Here is a 17,736-nt window from a genome sequence, read left to right on the forward strand (position 1 = left end):
TCCTGGAGAATCTGCTTATCCAGGCTTAGGTCGGCTACCAACTTCTTGAGTTGACTGTTTTCTTCCTCTAATTGACGTAAACGCCGGAGTTCTGTAATCCCCAAACCTCCGAATTTCTTCTTCCAATTGTAGAAAGTGGCCTCACTTATACCCATCTTACGACAAACTTCTTCGACTTTCACTCCTGTCTCAGACTGTTTCAATGCAAAAATAATCTGACTCTCTGTAAATCTGCTCTTTTTCATTAGACTTTTCTTTATTTAAATTTAATTATTTCTCGAAAAATCTCTACTTTTAATTGTTCCAGTTTTTTGGGAGAAGGTCAAATATTTTGTTGTTGTTTAACGTGGGAAAGTGGTCAGGAAACAGCGTTGGGTTTGCCTTGGCTTGCTGTCCATTTTTATATCTCCTCCAATCCTTATAATAATTCCTAAAAGTGCCTGGTAAATATTTGATATAGAAAAATACAGAATGTGATTTTGCAAGAATATAAAAATCAAAATTGTCATTCAACGTAAATCGGATGGTCGTTATTCTCCATTTAGCGATAATTGAATCAGGGTAGATATTTTCCGTTCTTATTTTAATGATCTGAGAAGGCTCGATTACTCAAGATATACCTTATGAAAAAGTTATCTTACTTGAACATTTATTTGGACTGGGTCATGGAGAGTTGGCAGTGAGTAAACCAAATTGAGAAGGAATACGGGATTTATATGCTAGGAATAGTCATTTTGATCATTAAAACAATGACCGATTTTGTATGTTTCTTCCAATCAATGGTTATTTTCGATTGAAAAATATATAAATACAAAATAAACAAAAGCCTTGAGTTATTACCAGCCGGGGAGCACCTTTGGGCTGTGGAAAATATTCCGGACATATTTGCCGTAAATTTCCACAGATACAGAGATTTGAAAATTGATGATCCCGGTGACATTCCATATGTGGAAGTGAGATTATTAGAATTACTTTTCGGGCTGGAAATGGGAACTTTAATGAATAAGAAAATTCATAGTAAGACGCTTCGGCAGATATTAAAATCATCAAAAAATACCAGCGACAGCTCCGATAAGAAATAATACGTAAAGCAACAAAATCCTAGTCAAGAACGCCGACCCAGAATTTCTAAAAATAATAATGAACAATGTCAAAAACCCTGGAGATACCAGCATCTGAAAGTCAATCATAGGAAGAAAATCTCCAATGTAACAAAATCATTCTGTAAGTTGTCATATTAATAACTCATCGAAATAATCAATATGAAAAAACTAAACCTGATCATCCTGCTTTTATCACTCAACACTTTCGCACAAAATGTAAATGATAAAATAAAAACTTTTGAAACCAATCTCCAGCATCGGTGAAATAACCAACCCGTAATTACTCTCAGCCAATTCAAATAAGTGTATTTCCCCGTTGCTCATTAATGTTCCATTCTTTTATACCCCCAAAGATAAAACAACATTTAACGTCTTTTGTCCAACAAAGCACGGCAATGGGTGGACAAAAAGCAGATTTATATGAGTATCAAATTAGTCAGCAAGAAACTGTCTGAGATTGCTGCCCAAGATCTGTTTCCAGCCATTTTCAAATCTATCCCGTGCAAAGTGCGGATCACGGGGAAAGCTTGACAAACCGGTATGAGTAAGTTTGAGTTTGGTTTTTCCATCCTGTTCAGATAACTCAAAAGAAACTTCTGAAGTCCCGGGATAGCCCTTATAATCCCAGGTGTGTGCCAGCAAGCTACCATTATTCATTTTAGTGACACGCCATTCTTTCTGATAAGGCGAGCCGTCATTTAAAAATTTGAATTCAAATCCTACAATCGGCTTAAATTCAATTAACTGCGGAAAGTACCAGACTCTCATCTTATTTTGATCTGTTAATGCGGCCCATATTTTTTCTATCGGGGCGTCATATATCTGTTCAAATTCAAACGGCTTTTCCATGACTTATAAGTTGTGATGTTGATGTTAAATTTAATGAATAAATTGCAAAGTGCAGATCAGAAACGATAGAATAAAGGGTTAGGTAATTCACAGCCTTAACTAATGTTCTTTGTTATCCCCGGACTGAACAGATACACTTTTTCCAGATTAATACCCTTTCCAAGCACAGGCTTAAAAATATCCCCGGTACTCTCTTTTCTTTCAAGCGCATTTAGATCGTAAAGTCAGACATCTTTAATCCTTTCTTTACTTCATCCCATTGCAGGGGCATGGATACTGTAGCACCCTGCTTAGGACGAACTGAATAGGCACAGGCAATAGTTGCGTGAGGCCTGTTTTGCAAAAAGTCAAGGTACACCTTTCCTTTCCGGTCAGAAATATGCCTTTCTATACTTGTGAATTTTGGAAGCTGCTGATTCACCAGCGTCACGATGATCCTCGCAAATTCTTTTCTTTGTTCATAGGTGTATTTGTTGTCCAAGGGAATATAAATATGCAGCCCGGTAAAACCGCTGGTTTTCGGAAATGACGGTACGCCCATATCATCAAGTATCGTTTTAGTCATCCGGGTAGCTTCAACCACCTGGTCGAAACTGTTTTTATCCGGATTAAGGTCAATACTACAGAACGTCGGATGATCAGGTTTATAATGGTACTACTCCACGGATTGAGTTCGATGCAGCCCATGTTGATTATATGAAGCAAAGTCGCCTCATCATTTGCGATCAGATACTCTTTGTGCTCCTTGTCCTCTTCGCTGTAATAATCAAAAGTACCCATCCATTCCGGCACCTTCCCTTTTACGTTTTCAAAATAAAAACTCTTACCCTCAATCCTGTTTGAAAAGCGGTTCATCAATGCTTTGCTCAACCAAAATCAGCGCAGACCTTACAGATCTATCTAACGATAACTTGTATTTCGACCAATCACATTTCATCAGACATTTTAAAAAATTGACCGATAATAAACCGAGTGATTTCTTCGAAAAAATTGAGACAGATAAAGAAAATATCTGGCTTTATCTTTAGACTTTCCATTTTTACAATTTTAAGTCTTTAAATATTCGTTTCTTTGTGTTAATACAAAAAGAAATGAATATTAAATTTGTAATATTAATCATCTTTTTAATTGCATTTAACAGTTCCCAAGCTCAAACAAGGAGACAAACTTCTCAATTGTCTGATTTTTGTAATGTTTGGGGCAACTTAAAATATTTTCATCCTGAGATTTCAGCGGGAAAACACAACTGGGATTCAATTGCTATTTCGTCAATCAGCAAATTATTAAGTTCCGACGACAAAAATGCTTTTCAACAGGAGATAGATAAATTATTTCAGATCGCTGGAAAAAATACGGCTGAAGAATTTATTGTTGATCAATCGTTGCATCCCTATACGTACAGAAACATCAATCATTCCTGGATTGAAGGTAGTAAGAATTTAAATGAAAGTCAAAAGGAATTCATAAAATACAACTATTCACATCCGTTTCAAGGACAGAATTTCTATGCCCAAAACAATGCTGATGATGACGGGAATATCATCACACCGAATGAGAAATCATATCCCGAAATGAAATTCCCAAACAGCGAATACAGGCTTTTGGGTCTTTTCCGTTTTTGGAATGTGATCAACTATTATTATCCATATAAATATGCAACCGATAAACTCTGGGAACAAGTGTTGACCAAATTAATTCCTGAGTTTGTAAAAGCAAATGACACCATTGCTTATCACAAAGCTGTTTTGAAAATGTCTGCATCGATTAATGATGGACACGGCGGTGTTTACCCTTTCATTGATCTGGAAGTAGCAGGCAAATATAATCCTCCCTTTTTTTTCAAACTAATTGACGACAAAGCAGTTGTTACAAAAATTCTTGACGAAAGTGAAACCCGAAAAGCGAATATTCAAAAAGGGAGTGTGATTGAGAAAATCAACGGAATTACATTAAAAAAACGTGCTAAAGAATTGTGGGATTACGTTCCTGCAGGAAATAAAGCTGGTAAATACAGAGATTTGCATAAGTTAATTCTAAACAGCACTGCAATGTCAGCAACTTATTCAGGATACAATCCTAATGGGAAAAAGTTTTCATCATCAGTAAAATTAAGGGCAAGTAATTTTCTAAAAGAGTTTTTAGACCTTTATGAAATGTCCAGTTCCATCACATCAAAAATGATGACTGATGATATTGCGTATCTATATGCCTCCAATATTACTTATAAAAATATGGACAGCATAATGAAACCCTTAATGAGTAAGAAAGCCATTATTCTGGATCTTAGAAATTATCCGAATAAAATGCCATCATACACGATAGCAAATTACTTTCTTGACGAACCGACCATTTACAGTAAACTGACAAGAAATGATTTCAGATATCCGGGACTGTTGGTTTATGAAAACACTAATAAAGGAACGACTGCAGAAACTGTGGGAAAGAAAAACCCTAATCCTTACAAAGGAAAATTAATTCTTCTGGTTGATTACCGGACCCAGAGTCTGGCGGAATTCAGTAGCCTGATTTTGAAGACTTATAAAAATACAGTGATAATCGGAAATCAAACCGCTGGAGCCGATGGCAATCAGACAAGGATGATTTTTCCGGGAAACTACAAAATCTCTTTTTCGGGATTTGGCATTTATCAAGCAAATGGAGATGAGGCACAACGTGTAGGCATTCCAATTGACATACCAGTTAAATACACCATCTCAGACTTTATTAATGACAACGACCCTATTCTGGAAAGTGCAATGGATCATGCCACAGCAGGAAGGTAAAAAATTAAGCTGTTAGCGTTGCAATGATCCTGAACTGATCTTTAAGAGTTGTAATACGTCTTGATTGTTCAACAGTACCTGTCTGTCGATCTCAATGAATCTGGATTGACTTGGTGAGACTTGTTCATTAAGGATGTCAAACCGTTCTATGATCCTTTCCATCCATGCGATAAATTCTGATCTTTCGGTATTCAAAATCGTGATGGTCTGCTGGCATAGCTCCATTTGTTAATAAAACATGACACCTTGGCAAGCTCTTATACACCACATGTTGCTTCAATAAATTTACATCATTCATCCATCATAGAATAATCCACTTCATCCATAAGCCAGCCAGTTTCATTACACCAATTTTTAAAGTCTTTAAAAAAAATCACTATCAAATTTTTCAAACTTATATTTATTTTAAAGCATCTCTAAGATTTCCATAACTAACATGACCTAATTCATGTCTCTGTTCTATCTTATAAAGATTTTGTATTTCTCCAAGCTAACTGTTATATCAATTGTTAAGTACTTATCTTTTTATCATACCGCTTAAATGTTTTTCTTCCAATTTCATCAGGCAAACACCTTCAAGCGATACCGATATTGCCTGGATCATTGACATTTTTGTATTTTTCATTTACTTTTTGACATACATAGTCTTCAACATCCTAAATCTGATAGCTTTAGTTCAAAGCTTCTCGTAATCTAATCTAATCTAATCTAATCTTTGCATTATCATTGTCATTTCATTTGTATCCGGATCATATGATATATGATGTAATCTATAATCATCAGACCAAACATCTCTATTTTTAGTTTTATCATATACCGCAACTTTATCATCAGTGTGACTACCTGTAGCTTGAATTACAATTATGCCTCCAAGGTTCTAGGGTAACTAACTGTTCCAGGATGTATACTTCCTTCAATGAATGACTTGTTTCCTCCTCTTTTATCTAAGCCAAATATGTCAACCCATGTATTTGGATCGTGAACGCACACGTATAAGTTTGGCTCGCCACTTTGCAACCTAATTTTATCCTGACTTATATACCACGTCGAGCACCGCTCGTATGTTCAGTTTTTTTAAGGCGTCATAGACCTGATAAAATACCTACAAGTAAATAAAATCATAAGCCCTAATAAATAGACAGATAGGTGATTTGTGTGTCTTGTGTAACTTTCGGATATTTGTGAGTTGTGCGATATGCTAAACCAACATTCGTCCATATATTAACCAACATAAAAATAAATGAAAAAAATCTTCTTAACACTAATCATAATTTTACCTTTATTGGCATCTTGCCAGTCAAGTTTAGAAGATGGAAATCTGGATTTTGAAAAACTGAATTTTGCTACGTTCAACTCAAAAAAATATTACTCAAAATCTTTGAAAGCAGAATGGGCAGATTATCATAAAATGAGGAAGAGCAGCCAAAAAGAAATTTATTTCTTTCAAGCTGATGCAGATACAATTGACGTTGATGGAAACGATTTTAGACTTGTTGAACCCTATGCAATTACTTATCGTCAAACAGGTGTAGGCAGAAGCAATTGGAATAAAGAGTACTGTGTCGGCTTTTTCAAAAATTTAAAATTCGACGAAGTAAATGCAATAACAGATTTAAAAAACAATCTGCTTATAATTTCAGGCACAACTGACAGTATAAAGACTGAAACTATAGAAAAATTCTCAACAGAATTAACCAAATTATATGGTAATCCAACTTTGACGAATGTCTCAGCAGGAATGTCATCTTACGACATAAAAAAATGGAATTTTGAAGATAAAATAATTGCTCTTGTATCAGATGGAAAATTGGATTATAAAAATGTCATCTTAAACGAAGATGAAAAAAAGTACATCAAGGAAATTGAAAGCAGAAATCATACTTCCGCTACGCTGTTCATTTGTAGAAATGAATATTACGATGTTTTTAGTAAAATGAGTAGGAGTACAGGGTTTATGACAAAATTCGAAAAAAAAGATTAGAAAAGCACAATCGCACAACATAGGAAGGGTTTTGCGATATTGGGGCGAAACTGCAAAGTTCAACGGCAGTCCTTCGGTTCAACGTTTGTGCAAAATTGAAGATTTGTGCTTTAAGTGTAAAATCAATCGCGTACTCATTTACCTCCATCGGTGGCAGTTTCAGGCAGTATGCCTAGGCATATTTCCATCCTCATTTTTTACAATAAAGTTTATATTCTGGGAGCCATCCTCGCATTTTTGTCCGCAGCAGATTATTCTAAAGAACTCCTATCCACCGAATTTCAATTGGCCTTTCCAGATTAATTTTTCAAACCAATTGCTGAAAGGATATCCTTCTGACTTATTAAAATGAGTTGTGAACCTTCTAAGGTAGTCTGAGTTTATTCATTTATTTTTGTGTTGGATAGTTGATTCTGTTATTGGAATCAGCTTAAATTATCTTCAATCAATCTCTCGAACAATGGTGCAATTTGCTCAATAGTATCATCATCATGGCTGTACATTAAAACTTCTCCATCAGAATTTATCATTATGGGATCACCGTTACCTTCAACAGAAATAACATAACTGTTTTGTATTTCCGGACATTTACTGTCACAGGCATAATTCCCGCGAAACTCTTTCGTTAAATCTACAACGGTTTGATCGGAAAGCATTTCGGAATTTTTAAAACCATAAATAGGAATGCCGACAAAACTGCCTCCGAATAATTTTAAAAATTCTATATAATCCTTATCAAAGCTTACATTGAGTTCTTTTTCCGCATTAGCAATCGTATCATCTTCAGTTGCCGCGCTCCTAAAAATACTATTTTCTTCATTCGACAGAAAATCTTCTATCTTTCTGATTAACGTGTTATCCATCTCTTCTAATAACGTTTTAAGAAAAATTAAAGCAATTAATTTGATTTACCACTTAAAATTTGATTCAACTGTTTTTCTGTATGACTGCAATGCTTTTTATTCGGATAAAATGTAATTTCTTTTAGTTCTGGCCATTCAAGAGCCAGGTCCGTTCTCCCATCTTTTAAATCTTGAAAACCAATTGTGCGGACAGAAATAATTGGCCCTATTTCTTCCAAGGATTGTAATTTGTCAATATACAAATACTGTATAGATTGATTCTCTTTGAGAGAATGTAAATCTTTAATTTTATTACAAGCTATTATCAATAAACTTCCAATTTCAATCCTTTTTAATTCCTGTATAGCAGTTAAATTTTTATTATGAGATATTTCCAGTTTAACTAATGACTTGATGTTTTCAATCCCATTAAGCGTTTTTATTTTGGTATTTGTAATCATCAATTCGTCAAGGTTATCAGGAAAATTAATTTCAGACAAATTATTTAAATCTCTCTTAAATACAAAAATCTAAGTGATTTCAAGCACTGTAGATTAATAAATTCAGAAGGAAAAGATAAGGTTAACTGTTCTATATTTTTATTAGCGCAAATATTAAATTCTTTAAAGCTTTTTGGCAACCATAATTGTTTGACGCTTTTCATTTCCCCAATAGATTCGGCATTATAATCTTTTGCAAATCCTCCTTCAAAAGATAGATGCACACATAACGATTTCATTTTTTTTAATGATGTTAAATCTAAAAAGCCGGGGACAGAGGCTAGAACAGGCTTTCTGATAAATATACCATCACAATTTTCTTTTACCGCTTCATTAATCCCTTCTTCAAATTCATTTGAAAATATGGTTATAATTTTTTTAGCATATGGCTTTTTTTCTTCTATTCTGAACCTATTTATCACTATTTACATTTAATTTTACCTGTGCTTATTGCTAATTCATTTTCCAAAATATCAGCTTTTTTACAATTTCAGCATATGCTTTGTGAGTCTATCAATCCTGTTTATGTATCCTCATACTGACCCTGATACCTAAAGGGTACAAACTCCATATCACCGCTAAGTTTAAGGATTTTTCCATAAATATCAAGTTCGCAATCCCATATTTTTTACCGGCATCATCGTAAGCCTGTATGGGTGTAACCAAATAAACGCTGATAACAGAATAATGCTGGCATTTAATGTATTTGGCATCTGGGGGGGGGTTATTATGATGGTCGTCCTTGGATCAGAGATCAAAAGTATTGATAAGGATATCTCGAATAGAAATCACTGCTGATCTTTTTTAAACTATTAACAAATAATTGTTGAATCTCTATTGGCAGATGATCATCATGTCCATCCAGTTGTTCTTCAAGCTCCCGAAACAAAAAAGCAGCCTGAAGAAATATTAAAATCAATAAATTCGTCAATAGACCCATATTCTCCATTATTGTGATTGTAAAACAAAATAGTTGATTTTTCTATATTAATAAACCATCCATCTCCCTGGCCACTTCGTCCAATGATCCAGATCTTACCGTATAGTTCCGGATCATTTTTCTCAATATATTTATTTTCATTGAGCGCGTCTTCGCAGCTAAATATTTCTATGTCGGGTGTGATTTCCAGCCCTTTGTATTCTGATAAAAATTTTAAATATAACGGGTCTGATACAGGCACCTTATTCAGATCTTTAATTTTATTTATTCTACCATCAAATTCTTCAAAAACTAAGGCTGAATTCTTTTTTTCAAACATAATCTTAATTTATATCATACTGACCTATTTGAATTAGTAACGTTTATTTTAACATACTATGTTTATTTTAAAATCGATTACTACAAAAAACATGAGTTTACACCTCAGATAACAGGTTAAATGCATTTATATTTTATTCTTCCCTAAAACCGCCAACGTAATATAGTCCGGTTTTATCATCTATATCAAGATTAAAGCCTTCATAGCTTACAAGCTCCAACATCAGATTCGTCGTTGAGTTGACACCTAACTCCTCTGCCTTCAATATCATTTGTTCCGCAATATGGTAATCTTCTACATGGGTTATTATGATTTCATCAACCTTTCCTTTATTTTCAGTATAGTAGTAATTAACCTCTTCAATAATATTTTTGTCAACCCCTAAGATTTCCGCAATTTTATCTTTCAATAATTCTTTGCCACCGGCTAAAGAATTAAGGATTCCGGATGGTATTTCCTTTTTTCCCAGCCATAGATAATGCGTTCTTAAACTTACTTTATCACCGGTATCTGACAAGCCTTCTATTTCGCCAAGGTATATCATTTCTTTGGTCTGAGAAGCATTTTTTTGAGGTAAATCGTGATTTTCATAAGCAACCAGGACATTACTATTTTCGATCTTACGTTCCTCGTACCATTTTAAAAACGCAGCGGTATCACCTAAAATATCGTTCAATATCATATTGATCTCCTGAAGCTGATGATCATATTTCAATAGAATGAAATCTTCATTGTAATTGTCTATCCCTATGTCTTTACAGAATTGGCATCTGAGTTCAGGATCCGGCTCCTGATCACCACCTTCTTTTCCCGTCGCTGGCTCATGATCATAAATAGACCAAGCCTTCAAATAGGATTCCTGACTAAAATATTCCTCAAAAGCCGCTTCTGATTCAAAATTCCCTACCCATATATGTATTTTTCCCATCCTATTGTTCTTAATTTTACTATAACAAAGAATTCTTTATTGACCAATGGGATCTTAAACAAGTCTATTTTACAAGGAAGATCCGGATAATTCACTATTCCCATCATGATATATTTCAAGATAACATATGCTTAATGAACTGCCAGATCTTCAATATCAAAACTTTGACCTACCTGGCAATAAATTAACCCATCCGGATATTCTTCTTTTGCCTCAAAGATCATCGAAATCACATGATCAGGATAAAAGTTAATCGTTTTCAACTTCAATTGTGACTTTAAATCTGTATCATCTTTTGCTTTTGTATGATGTACAGTTTCTGAATAGGCAGCATCTGTCAACTCAACAGCAATGTTTGTTTTTAAATGATCAATTATGTTTTCAGTCAATGCATTGAGTAAGCTCACTGCCTTATCTAACAAGTCGGAAAAATCCTCAATTTTAGCATGGCTTTTTTCAATATCAAAGATTACCGGTATATGTTCATCGACTGAAATTGAATAGTCCCCTATTAACTTACCATCTGAAATTTTAAATCCACTTATGTTTTTGTTCATAATTAATTATACATATCCTGCTTTCCGGATCGTAAGGCCTAACCCTATATAATACAATCCTGTTTCTATATCTCCGTATTGCCTCTGATTCCTAAAAAGCATAAAGTTTAACCCACCGCTAAATTTATTTATTTTCTCATAATTTGATAACAAAACGATTTATCTGGTCCGTTTAAAAAGCAATCAAACCTTAATCACTAATTCAACGGATTCCAAATCCATTTTTCTTTATGGTATTAAAGACCTACATGTCATCGTTTTTCCTTAGGTTTTCCATTACATAGTTTGCCGTTACACCATGCATGAATATTGATAAAAGAATGGTCAGGGAAACAATAGCCCAGAGTTCATTTTTGTGGTCGAAATCAAATTTGCTTAACCCAAATGCAAGATAGAATACTGACCCCATCCCCCGGATACCAAAGAAACCTATCGCGAGACGGTCTTTATTTCCCATTTTTGCAGTACTTAATGCCAGCCAGCCAAACAGCGGTCTCACCACCAATAAAAAAACTACTGAAAATACAACCATTTTCCAGGTAAGAGGGTTCAGTATTCCCATAGCCACAGTTCCTCCGAACAAAATTAGCAGCAAGCATAAAAGCAGCCTTTCCACCTGATCCGTGAAGGCATGAAGCTTATCATGATACTGGTGTTTTTTTTCAAAATGTCTGAGTGTAATCGCACAGATAAATACCGCAATAAAACCATAGCCATGTATGAGTTCTGTAATACCATAAACCAACAGAGTCGCTGCCACCGCAACAAGACCGTCCCTGGTTTTCAAAGTCTCATATTTCTTAGCCATCCTAAACAACACCATACCTATCCCTTTTCCAAAGATGAATCCGAGTACGACACCGGCAACTAAACGATAGATCACATCAAAGGCAAACCAGTCTAATAAACTGACTCCTTTTCCGGAAAGCATGACACCTAAAGTAATTGCAAGCCAGGTAAACGGAAATGCCACCCCGTCATTTAATCCGGCCTCTGAAGTAAGAGCAAACCTGGCCTCTGATTTCATCTGATCGTTAGGGGGCCCCACCTGTACATCTGCCGCAAATACGGGATCGGTAGGGGCAAGAACCGCACCCAACAATGTTGCCGAAGCCAGACCCAGACCCAGGAAATAATATCCCAGCAGCGTTGCCGCCCCTATACACAACAGCATGGTGATCCCGATGAGCTTTAATGGAGACGACCAGCCTTTAACAGAAAATTCACGGTCGATCTTTATGCCCGTACCCATCAGGGATATAATGACAATCAGTTCTGTGAGATGAATCGTCAGACCCTTGTTTGCTTGTGGAAGCGGATTTGGCAGATAGTCAGGAATAAAAAGATAAAGTAAGAATCCTGCTGCTACATAAAAAACAGAATATGAAATTCCTGTTTTCTCCGAAATTTTAGGCATCCATGCCATACTGAGGGTAGCGACTCCAATTAAGGTTAAAATGATTAGATATTGATCCATAAATAAAGAAATTTCTTATTACCATCGTTTTTCAGTAATAATTAAAGGTGAGATACAATAAGATGCATTCAGGCCTGTAAGCGGAAAATGTTCATGTAGCTTGAATTAAATTGATCAAATATCCCGCCAGATCCCCATTTTTCATAAATCTGAATCCGCCGCTTTTCAAAAAATACGACTGGTAAATTTATGATTTTATGAGAATGATTGGTGCTATACAAAATACAGATGTATCCACCTGACACATTGAACCGGCGCAGACAAAGAGGATCTTAAGAAAGCGGATTATATTTTAGCGGTATTATGAAATTCTTCAAAACCTTTTCACTGAGTAAAAGAAATACTCTGTTGAACACAGAATAACAGATTGAGAACAGGTATTTTTTAAAATAGCATTCCTGCACCCGGATATAATTCTATACCGGTATCAAAGGAAGTGTTAAATTGTACAATTAATCAATGGCCCTGATGTTGAAAAATCGATAAAGAGCATCATCCATGAACATAAAACCATCGACATAAATGCACTTTTAGATTTGATTCCAAAAGAGAAAACAGAAGAATATTTAAAGTTGTTTTTATTAATGTCGACCTCAGATTTTAGCCTCAAATAAAGTATTGGATGTTGATATTATGACTTTATGCGCAGTTTATTTTTTGTATGTTGTATTGACGAATTTTACAATATCGTCCCAACTTTTATTGTTTTTTGCATTTAGTTTGGTTATCGTTTCATGGTCTGTGACGATCATTATTTCGGTGTCATTTCCGTCATAAGGCAGCTGAGAATTTCCGTTTCTCAGATTTTCGAATTGATTCAAATCAATTTTATCAATCAGGTTTTTCCAATCTTGATTTTCATTAAGATAAGACTGATGAACATTCTGAGTAGAGTCGATCGCCAAAAGGGAATACTTGACGCTGTCTTTCGTAATCTGGTAAGTTGTTGACTGGATTGTACTCCTCCCTCCATAAGTAGAGATAGAAACTTCCCTGATTTCGTTTTTAGCAACCTTTGCCCTTGTCTTTTGCTGTGTTTTGTTGCAGGATTGTATAGATAAAGCATAAAAACAGATTGTAAATAAGATTAAAATTTTAATGTATTTCATATTTCCAAATTATTACCGTGACTTGTAAAATCGATAATCTGATTGTTAAAATTATTCAAAATACCAATATCCAAAATACGTTTCGCTGTTCTTACAAATATCATCATAATTGGTTTCCTCAACTTTTTCATATTTAAATTCCAACAGGATCTTTTTGATTTCCAATTTGTATTTTTCATCTTTGGAACCTGAATATTTTGCGCACAGGCATTTTGCCAGATCCATCTTCGCATTGTGGTAATTAAAGCCTTCATATTCATTTCCGAATATCGATTTCTGATCAGTCGCTTTACAGTCCAAAGCAACAACTTCCTTAGAAATATCTGGGTTTACCAATCGGAAAACCACAAATGCCAGAATGATAGAAATCGATATAATGATGAATGTTTTTTTCTTCATGATTAATTTTACTATTTCGAAATCTCTTTCAATCAACCTTCATAGTTCAAAGAGGTTCTGCTCTCTACAGAGTGGCTTTTGTACCTTCGTTGACCAGTTGTCGGTTCAGATATTGTGTGATCAATTGATTTTTTTTTATCCTAATTCATTAAATCTTTGTCTGTATTGTAGCAGTCAATAATATTTCTGTTTAGGGTAATTTGAATATTTTTTCACCAATCCAATGTCCAGAATATGGATTTTTTTAAGGCATATATTCGACTCATAAAATCTAAGTCAGAATCTTTGAAAAAAGAAAAATTGTGATTGATTTGTATAAATTACGGGTCCATCATTGGGCGATCCAAGTAGTCTGTAAAAATTGCCGATAACCTTTCGGGCAGGAAATCGAAGTACGATAGCCGAATTAAAAAACTAACTTGAATTTTTGTAAGTCAGCTATGCTTTTGTATAACTCATCTTGCCGCTGGTATTATCATGTTATTCCATTTCTAATTGTATTAAACTGCTCATAGCCGTTCTTTTCAGGATCTTCCAAATTTATCAGCTCTGCTAATGTGGTGTCAAATATGCACCATCCATTCCTTTTACACAATTCTGCAACAGGGTAAATACTATCTTTACCATATAAATGAAAGCTTAGGAAATTGTAGGTATCTGTCGCTTTTATAATGGAGAATTCAATTGAAAAATTTTCCCGTTCAATTGTCCCCATATTTTCAACAACTTTTCCATAATGAGAAAGCTCAAAATCAGGAAAATGAGAATGGAACTTTTCTATTACAGATGCCACTGAACCGATATCATCAATTGTTGTTTCGTCAATTTCTGATCCGCTCTTTATTTCACGGTTTAGTTTGAATACAAGTACGTCCCAGCTCATTTTGATTATTTATAAATTATTTAGTCTCTCAATAGTATTCCTGAATTTGTTTAAAACAGTAATATTACTTTGATCAAAAGTAAAGCAAAAAAAGTCTTTCTAGGCGATCAACTCACTTTCGGGCTTCCTTCACTGCCTGCCTCCGACCGATTCCTGTAAACCTGAAGCACATGGCTGAGCCGGGTTCTTCCGATATCAAGCCCGCTCAGTGTCATATCCACTAATCCCCTTGGACAGCGATAGATCAAATGAAGGCGTGAAGATTTCCCGCCAACTACACTGATGATCTTTTCGTCATAGATTTCTGCCCAGGGATAATATACCCCGCCAGGCCTTTTGATCCCATAGTTTCCGATCACCATTTGCGCATCACGGTTCAAAAAATCATGTATTGTGACCCGAAAACTCACAGCGCCAAAACGGATGATAACGGCACCCATCACATAACTCAGGATCGAACCTAAAGAAAGCAGATTATCCCTTGGGAAGAACACCCAGACGCCACCCGCCACGATGATGAGTAAGGTGAGAAAAATACTAACACCCTGTTTCCACCGGGAAAATCTGATCACGGTTTCGTCCGGAACCTCCGGATCTAAATCATATGTCTTTAGCTTATCCATATTGTTCTTTGCACTATGCTTTCAACCTGGTATAATTGTAATCCGCCCGGCTGATTTCCATTTTCATAAAAGATCGTTACTGCTTCAGTCTTTCCAGCTGCCTCCCTTCACACATAAGTTAGGCTAAAAAGCATCAAGAAAATCCTTTTCGGATAATCTATCATTTAATTCTAAATTAAATGAATAACTTTCATCATAAAATATAATGTAAGCGGCAGATGGCATAAATTTCCTGCAATAAAGCGAGCATTTATAAAGCAATGAATAGTCTTCAGATTCAAGCACAAATGTATTGCCGTCTTTGTCCAGTTTGCCTTCTAATACATCCGTATTATTTTTAGTTATAAACCAGGTTAAGAAATATTTTACCCTTTCATCTTCAATTTTAATTATAATAACTTCCTGCCAATTGGTTTTCAAAGCCTCAATAAATACATCTTTATCAACAGCCCAATCTGGTTTTGCGACTGGTGAAATGAATATTTTCATATTTTATGGTTTAGCAGTCGCTTTTGCTTCAATATCATGTTTTTTTCAAGATTTAGTTTGAATACAAGTACGTTCAAGCTCATTTTGATTATTTATAAATTATTTATTCTTTCAAACAGTCTTCCGGAATTTGTTTAAAATAGTAATAAAACCTTACAGAGTTAAATGCATTGCTCATCAAGCTGAAATTTATAACTTATTTTGACTAATATCCATAATCATTTTCAACTTGATCTAATAAATTACGGTTTTTCGCGCCAATGTGATTGATATTACTGCTAATGGCTTCATATATTTCATCAAAAGTAATAGAAAATCTCTGATTTGTCTGTTATATAAAATAGCAAGTTATTTCATTGTAATAATATTATTAACCAATATGGCATAAATCTTTTTCACTCTTCGATGACTTCTAAATCACAATTCGCGAGTTGAAAATCCTTTAAAACATCATAAGCTTTTTCAGATACATATAGCATCATACTTTCTTTAGAAAACCAAAAATCATCTTGTTTAGATTCTCCATTAATCCTCAGCCATTTAAATACCGGCAATATACGATCCGGATACATTTCTTCAAATTGTTCTGATTTTGATGTTGTTGCTTTACCCAAATTAAAACCGCTTAACATACTTTGCATTAATGCTTCGGCTAGTTTTTCGGCAACAATAAAATGCCCTGCTTCGGTAACTAAATCGTCACCCAGCCAGCCATCAAACTCATAATTCATTTTTGAAATTTTAACAGGCCGGGCTACAGCATCATCAATACAATCTTCAGTAAGGGTTCCCGCAACTTCAGGATATAATTGGTAATATTTCATTTAATTAAAATAATGGCACTTCCTATTTTTTTAAAAGTAGCAGACCACGAAGCACAATTGTTTAGTTTTGCGCACATGTCTAATGGAAAAACTTCCGTTGAATTTAGTACTAAAACCGGCATTCTGCCAAATTGTAGTCAACCGCAATGTCAATTAATCATTACCATAATCTGGCTCAAAATAATCAGCAGGGTCAAAGTCATAATATTGCATTACATCAAACCTTTCTTCCTTACTAATATAACCTCCTCTATTCTTTGCAGTTCTGAATTTAGTACAATATCGAATTTCATAACTTATGAGCGTATAAGATTCGTGTCCTGACAAAAGCAGCAGCTCCAGTATCTCCATTAGGTACTTGTTTGTCTCCACAAGTTAAAAATGACACTTTTGCACTTTGAGGAAAGAATTCCATTCTTTCTTTATCCAAAACCTTTGCACTTTCAGTGCATAGTGGCTTTAGTACAGCTTAAACTAAAACAATATCTATATACAGGAACGTCAGTTTGATGGAACAATGGACCCGTTGTCATTACTTATAAAATCCATAGTCTTTTGCTCCTTGTAATAATGTACATTCAGGTCCTGCTGTAAAAATGTTGCTAGTTTGCTCGCACGACTGTTTAAATTTTGAGTTTTATGAACCTTGAAGGTCTTATAGTTTTTCGGCGCAGTATGAGTTCCCATATCCCCCAGGTCAAAGATCTGGTATGTCCCACTGAGTTTTGTACCATCCTGTAAGGTAATAAGGAATTTACTGGCATCCACAAAATTAAGTACATCGGGTTGAGTTGTATTGCTGTTCAGATCGAGTTTGTTTTCTCTGATTTCATCGGTATCAAAATACCATTTAGTCTGCTTTATTTTTTGGTTTAGCAGTCCGCCTTCCGGAATCGCCTGCTTAATTGGTATATGCTGCTGGCCGAAAGCACAACTGGAAAGCAGAATAAGAAATATAATAATCGTTTTCATATAGTTTATTTGAATAGTCTGCAACAATCTGATGGTTACTGTCCATCAATATTTACGCCGTTTTGATATTAGCTTTAAATAGTCAAAAACGGAAAGTGGCAAAGATAAAGTTTAGACTAACAAGTTGCTCCATTGCCTCCTCAAGAAATCAATCTCAA

Annotated in this window: 21 protein-coding genes and 1 pseudogene; 3 read left to right on the forward strand and 19 right to left on the reverse strand. The window is 34.9% G+C overall.

The features are described 5' to 3' along the window. A partial coding sequence (locus H561_RS0104965; protein WP_027386008.1) for a transposase occupies window positions 1-245 on the reverse strand: 245 nt, incomplete at its 3' end. Between the two features lie 618 nt (window positions 246-863). Between H561_RS0104965 and H561_RS22040 the strand changes: the two genes are divergently transcribed. Then, complete coding sequence (locus H561_RS22040; protein ID WP_051349309.1) at window positions 864-1,082, forward strand: hypothetical protein; 219 nt, start codon at window positions 864-866, stop codon at window positions 1,080-1,082. Window positions 1,083-1,535: 453 nt separating this feature from the next. Here H561_RS22040 and H561_RS0104975 read toward each other — a convergent pair whose 3' ends face one another. Continuing rightward, window positions 1,536-1,952 carry an SRPBCC family protein gene (locus H561_RS0104975; RefSeq protein ID WP_027386009.1) on the reverse strand — a complete coding sequence of 139 codons (417 nt, stop codon included), beginning with the start codon at window positions 1,950-1,952 and terminating at the stop codon, window positions 1,536-1,538. A gap of 211 nt (window positions 1,953-2,163) precedes the next feature. Next, window positions 2,164-2,807 (reverse strand): annotated as a pseudogene (locus tag H561_RS24475) (DNA polymerase domain-containing protein). 236 nt (window positions 2,808-3,043) lie between these two features. Between H561_RS24475 and H561_RS0104995 the strand changes: the two are divergent. Then, window positions 3,044-4,735 (forward strand): S41 family peptidase, encoded by a 1,692-nt coding sequence (locus tag H561_RS0104995; RefSeq protein ID WP_027386012.1) that lies wholly within the window; start codon window positions 3,044-3,046, stop codon window positions 4,733-4,735. Between the two features lie 12 nt (window positions 4,736-4,747). Here the strand turns inward: H561_RS0104995 and H561_RS23585 are convergent, their stop codons facing one another. Next, on the reverse strand, window positions 4,748-4,960 hold the full coding sequence (locus H561_RS23585; protein WP_228372223.1) for a hypothetical protein: 213 nt from the start codon (window positions 4,958-4,960) through the stop codon (window positions 4,748-4,750). A gap of 1,015 nt (window positions 4,961-5,975) precedes the next feature. Between H561_RS23585 and H561_RS0105005 the strand changes: the two genes are divergently transcribed. Continuing rightward, window positions 5,976-6,716 carry a hypothetical protein gene (locus tag H561_RS0105005; protein WP_027386013.1) on the forward strand — a complete coding sequence of 247 codons (741 nt, stop codon included), beginning with the start codon at window positions 5,976-5,978 and terminating at the stop codon, window positions 6,714-6,716. Between the two features lie 425 nt (window positions 6,717-7,141). On the opposite strand, the gene H561_RS0105010 is transcribed toward H561_RS0105005, so the two are convergent. The 15 genes from H561_RS0105010 to H561_RS0105080 all read right to left on the reverse strand — a co-directional run bounded on the left by H561_RS0105010 (window position 7,142) and on the right by H561_RS0105080 (window position 17,578). Beyond that, window positions 7,142-7,579, reverse strand: coding sequence for an SMI1/KNR4 family protein (locus H561_RS0105010; protein ID WP_027386014.1), 438 nt, complete (start codon window positions 7,577-7,579; stop codon window positions 7,142-7,144). Between the two features lie 35 nt (window positions 7,580-7,614). Next, complete coding sequence (locus tag H561_RS0105015) at window positions 7,615-8,058, reverse strand: leucine-rich repeat domain-containing protein (RefSeq protein WP_027386015.1); 444 nt, start codon at window positions 8,056-8,058, stop codon at window positions 7,615-7,617. 5 nt (window positions 8,059-8,063) lie between these two features. Continuing rightward, window positions 8,064-8,480 carry a hypothetical protein gene (locus H561_RS0105020; protein ID WP_027386016.1) on the reverse strand — a complete coding sequence of 139 codons (417 nt, stop codon included), beginning with the start codon at window positions 8,478-8,480 and terminating at the stop codon, window positions 8,064-8,066. A 450-nt stretch (window positions 8,481-8,930) separates the two neighbouring features. After that, entirely contained in the window at window positions 8,931-9,317 is a 387-nt protein-coding gene (locus H561_RS22050) for a hypothetical protein (RefSeq protein WP_051349310.1), read from the reverse strand. A gap of 133 nt (window positions 9,318-9,450) precedes the next feature. Continuing rightward, complete coding sequence (locus H561_RS0105030; RefSeq protein WP_027386017.1) at window positions 9,451-10,245, reverse strand: immunity 22 family protein; 795 nt, start codon at window positions 10,243-10,245, stop codon at window positions 9,451-9,453. A 131-nt stretch (window positions 10,246-10,376) separates the two neighbouring features. Further along, window positions 10,377-10,802 (reverse strand): hypothetical protein, encoded by a 426-nt coding sequence (locus tag H561_RS0105035; protein ID WP_027386018.1) that lies wholly within the window; start codon window positions 10,800-10,802, stop codon window positions 10,377-10,379. 244 nt (window positions 10,803-11,046) lie between these two features. Next, window positions 11,047-12,279 carry a cation:proton antiporter gene (locus tag H561_RS22055; protein WP_034761437.1) on the reverse strand — a complete coding sequence of 411 codons (1,233 nt, stop codon included), beginning with the start codon at window positions 12,277-12,279 and terminating at the stop codon, window positions 11,047-11,049. A gap of 650 nt (window positions 12,280-12,929) precedes the next feature. Then, on the reverse strand, window positions 12,930-13,388 hold the full coding sequence (locus H561_RS0105045) for a hypothetical protein (RefSeq protein WP_027386019.1): 459 nt from the start codon (window positions 13,386-13,388) through the stop codon (window positions 12,930-12,932). Between the two features lie 51 nt (window positions 13,389-13,439). Then, entirely contained in the window at window positions 13,440-13,787 is a 348-nt protein-coding gene (locus H561_RS0105050; RefSeq protein ID WP_155845744.1) for a hypothetical protein, read from the reverse strand. Between the two features lie 475 nt (window positions 13,788-14,262). After that, window positions 14,263-14,670, reverse strand: a complete 408-nt coding sequence (locus tag H561_RS0105055; RefSeq protein WP_027386021.1) for a hypothetical protein — start codon at window positions 14,668-14,670, stop codon at window positions 14,263-14,265. A 107-nt stretch (window positions 14,671-14,777) separates the two neighbouring features. After that, the gene (locus tag H561_RS0105060; RefSeq protein ID WP_027386022.1) at window positions 14,778-15,293 is read right to left on the reverse strand and encodes a hypothetical protein; all 516 of its coding nucleotides are present in this window, start codon (window positions 15,291-15,293) and stop codon (window positions 14,778-14,780) included. Window positions 15,294-15,416: 123 nt separating this feature from the next. Further along, window positions 15,417-15,782: a hypothetical protein gene (locus H561_RS0105065; protein ID WP_027386023.1), complete on the reverse strand. Its 366-nt coding sequence runs from the start codon at window positions 15,780-15,782 to the stop codon at window positions 15,417-15,419. A 395-nt stretch (window positions 15,783-16,177) separates the two neighbouring features. Next, the gene (locus H561_RS0105070; protein ID WP_027386024.1) at window positions 16,178-16,606 is read right to left on the reverse strand and encodes a hypothetical protein; all 429 of its coding nucleotides are present in this window, start codon (window positions 16,604-16,606) and stop codon (window positions 16,178-16,180) included. Window positions 16,607-16,759: 153 nt separating this feature from the next. Next, window positions 16,760-16,957, reverse strand: a complete 198-nt coding sequence (locus H561_RS0105075) for a hypothetical protein (RefSeq protein ID WP_027386025.1) — start codon at window positions 16,955-16,957, stop codon at window positions 16,760-16,762. 150 nt (window positions 16,958-17,107) lie between these two features. Beyond that, window positions 17,108-17,578 carry a hypothetical protein gene (locus H561_RS0105080; RefSeq protein WP_027386026.1) on the reverse strand — a complete coding sequence of 157 codons (471 nt, stop codon included), beginning with the start codon at window positions 17,576-17,578 and terminating at the stop codon, window positions 17,108-17,110. Between the last annotated feature and the right edge of the window lie 158 nt (window positions 17,579-17,736).

Origin of the sequence: Chryseobacterium gregarium DSM 19109 (assembly GCF_000430845.1) — a bacterium.
GTDB classification, from domain to species: domain Bacteria; phylum Bacteroidota; class Bacteroidia; order Flavobacteriales; family Weeksellaceae; genus Chryseobacterium; species Chryseobacterium gregarium.

Bases quoted from the DNA above. Each gene is read 5' to 3' on its own strand.
- H561_RS0104975 (WP_027386009.1), bottom strand. From the start codon at position 1,952: ATGGAAAAGCCGTTTGAATTTGAACAGATATATGACGCCCCGATAGAA.
- H561_RS0104995 (WP_027386012.1), top strand. From the start codon at position 3,044: ATGAATATTAAATTTGTAATATTAATCATCTTTTTAATTGCATTTAAC.
- H561_RS23585 (WP_228372223.1), bottom strand. From the start codon at position 4,960: ATGGAGCTATGCCAGCAGACCATCACGATTTTGAATACCGAAAGATCA.
- H561_RS0105005 (WP_027386013.1), top strand. From the start codon at position 5,976: ATGAAAAAAATCTTCTTAACACTAATCATAATTTTACCTTTATTGGCA.
- H561_RS0105010 (WP_027386014.1), bottom strand. From the start codon at position 7,579: ATGGATAACACGTTAATCAGAAAGATAGAAGATTTTCTGTCGAATGAA.
- H561_RS22050 (WP_051349310.1), bottom strand. From the start codon at position 9,317: ATGTTTGAAAAAAAGAATTCAGCCTTAGTTTTTGAAGAATTTGATGGT.
- H561_RS0105030 (WP_027386017.1), bottom strand. From the start codon at position 10,245: ATGGGAAAAATACATATATGGGTAGGGAATTTTGAATCAGAAGCGGCT.
- H561_RS0105035 (WP_027386018.1), bottom strand. From the start codon at position 10,802: ATGAACAAAAACATAAGTGGATTTAAAATTTCAGATGGTAAGTTAATA.
- H561_RS22055 (WP_034761437.1), bottom strand. From the start codon at position 12,279: ATGGATCAATATCTAATCATTTTAACCTTAATTGGAGTCGCTACCCTC.
- H561_RS0105045 (WP_027386019.1), bottom strand. From the start codon at position 13,388: ATGAAATACATTAAAATTTTAATCTTATTTACAATCTGTTTTTATGCT.
- H561_RS0105050 (WP_155845744.1), bottom strand. From the start codon at position 13,787: ATGAAGAAAAAAACATTCATCATTATATCGATTTCTATCATTCTGGCA.
- H561_RS0105055 (WP_027386021.1), bottom strand. From the start codon at position 14,670: ATGAGCTGGGACGTACTTGTATTCAAACTAAACCGTGAAATAAAGAGC.
- H561_RS0105060 (WP_027386022.1), bottom strand. From the start codon at position 15,293: ATGGATAAGCTAAAGACATATGATTTAGATCCGGAGGTTCCGGACGAA.
- H561_RS0105065 (WP_027386023.1), bottom strand. From the start codon at position 15,782: ATGAAAATATTCATTTCACCAGTCGCAAAACCAGATTGGGCTGTTGAT.
- H561_RS0105070 (WP_027386024.1), bottom strand. From the start codon at position 16,606: ATGAAATATTACCAATTATATCCTGAAGTTGCGGGAACCCTTACTGAA.
- H561_RS0105075 (WP_027386025.1), bottom strand. From the start codon at position 16,957: ATGGAGATACTGGAGCTGCTGCTTTTGTCAGGACACGAATCTTATACG.
- H561_RS0105080 (WP_027386026.1), bottom strand. From the start codon at position 17,578: ATGAAAACGATTATTATATTTCTTATTCTGCTTTCCAGTTGTGCTTTC.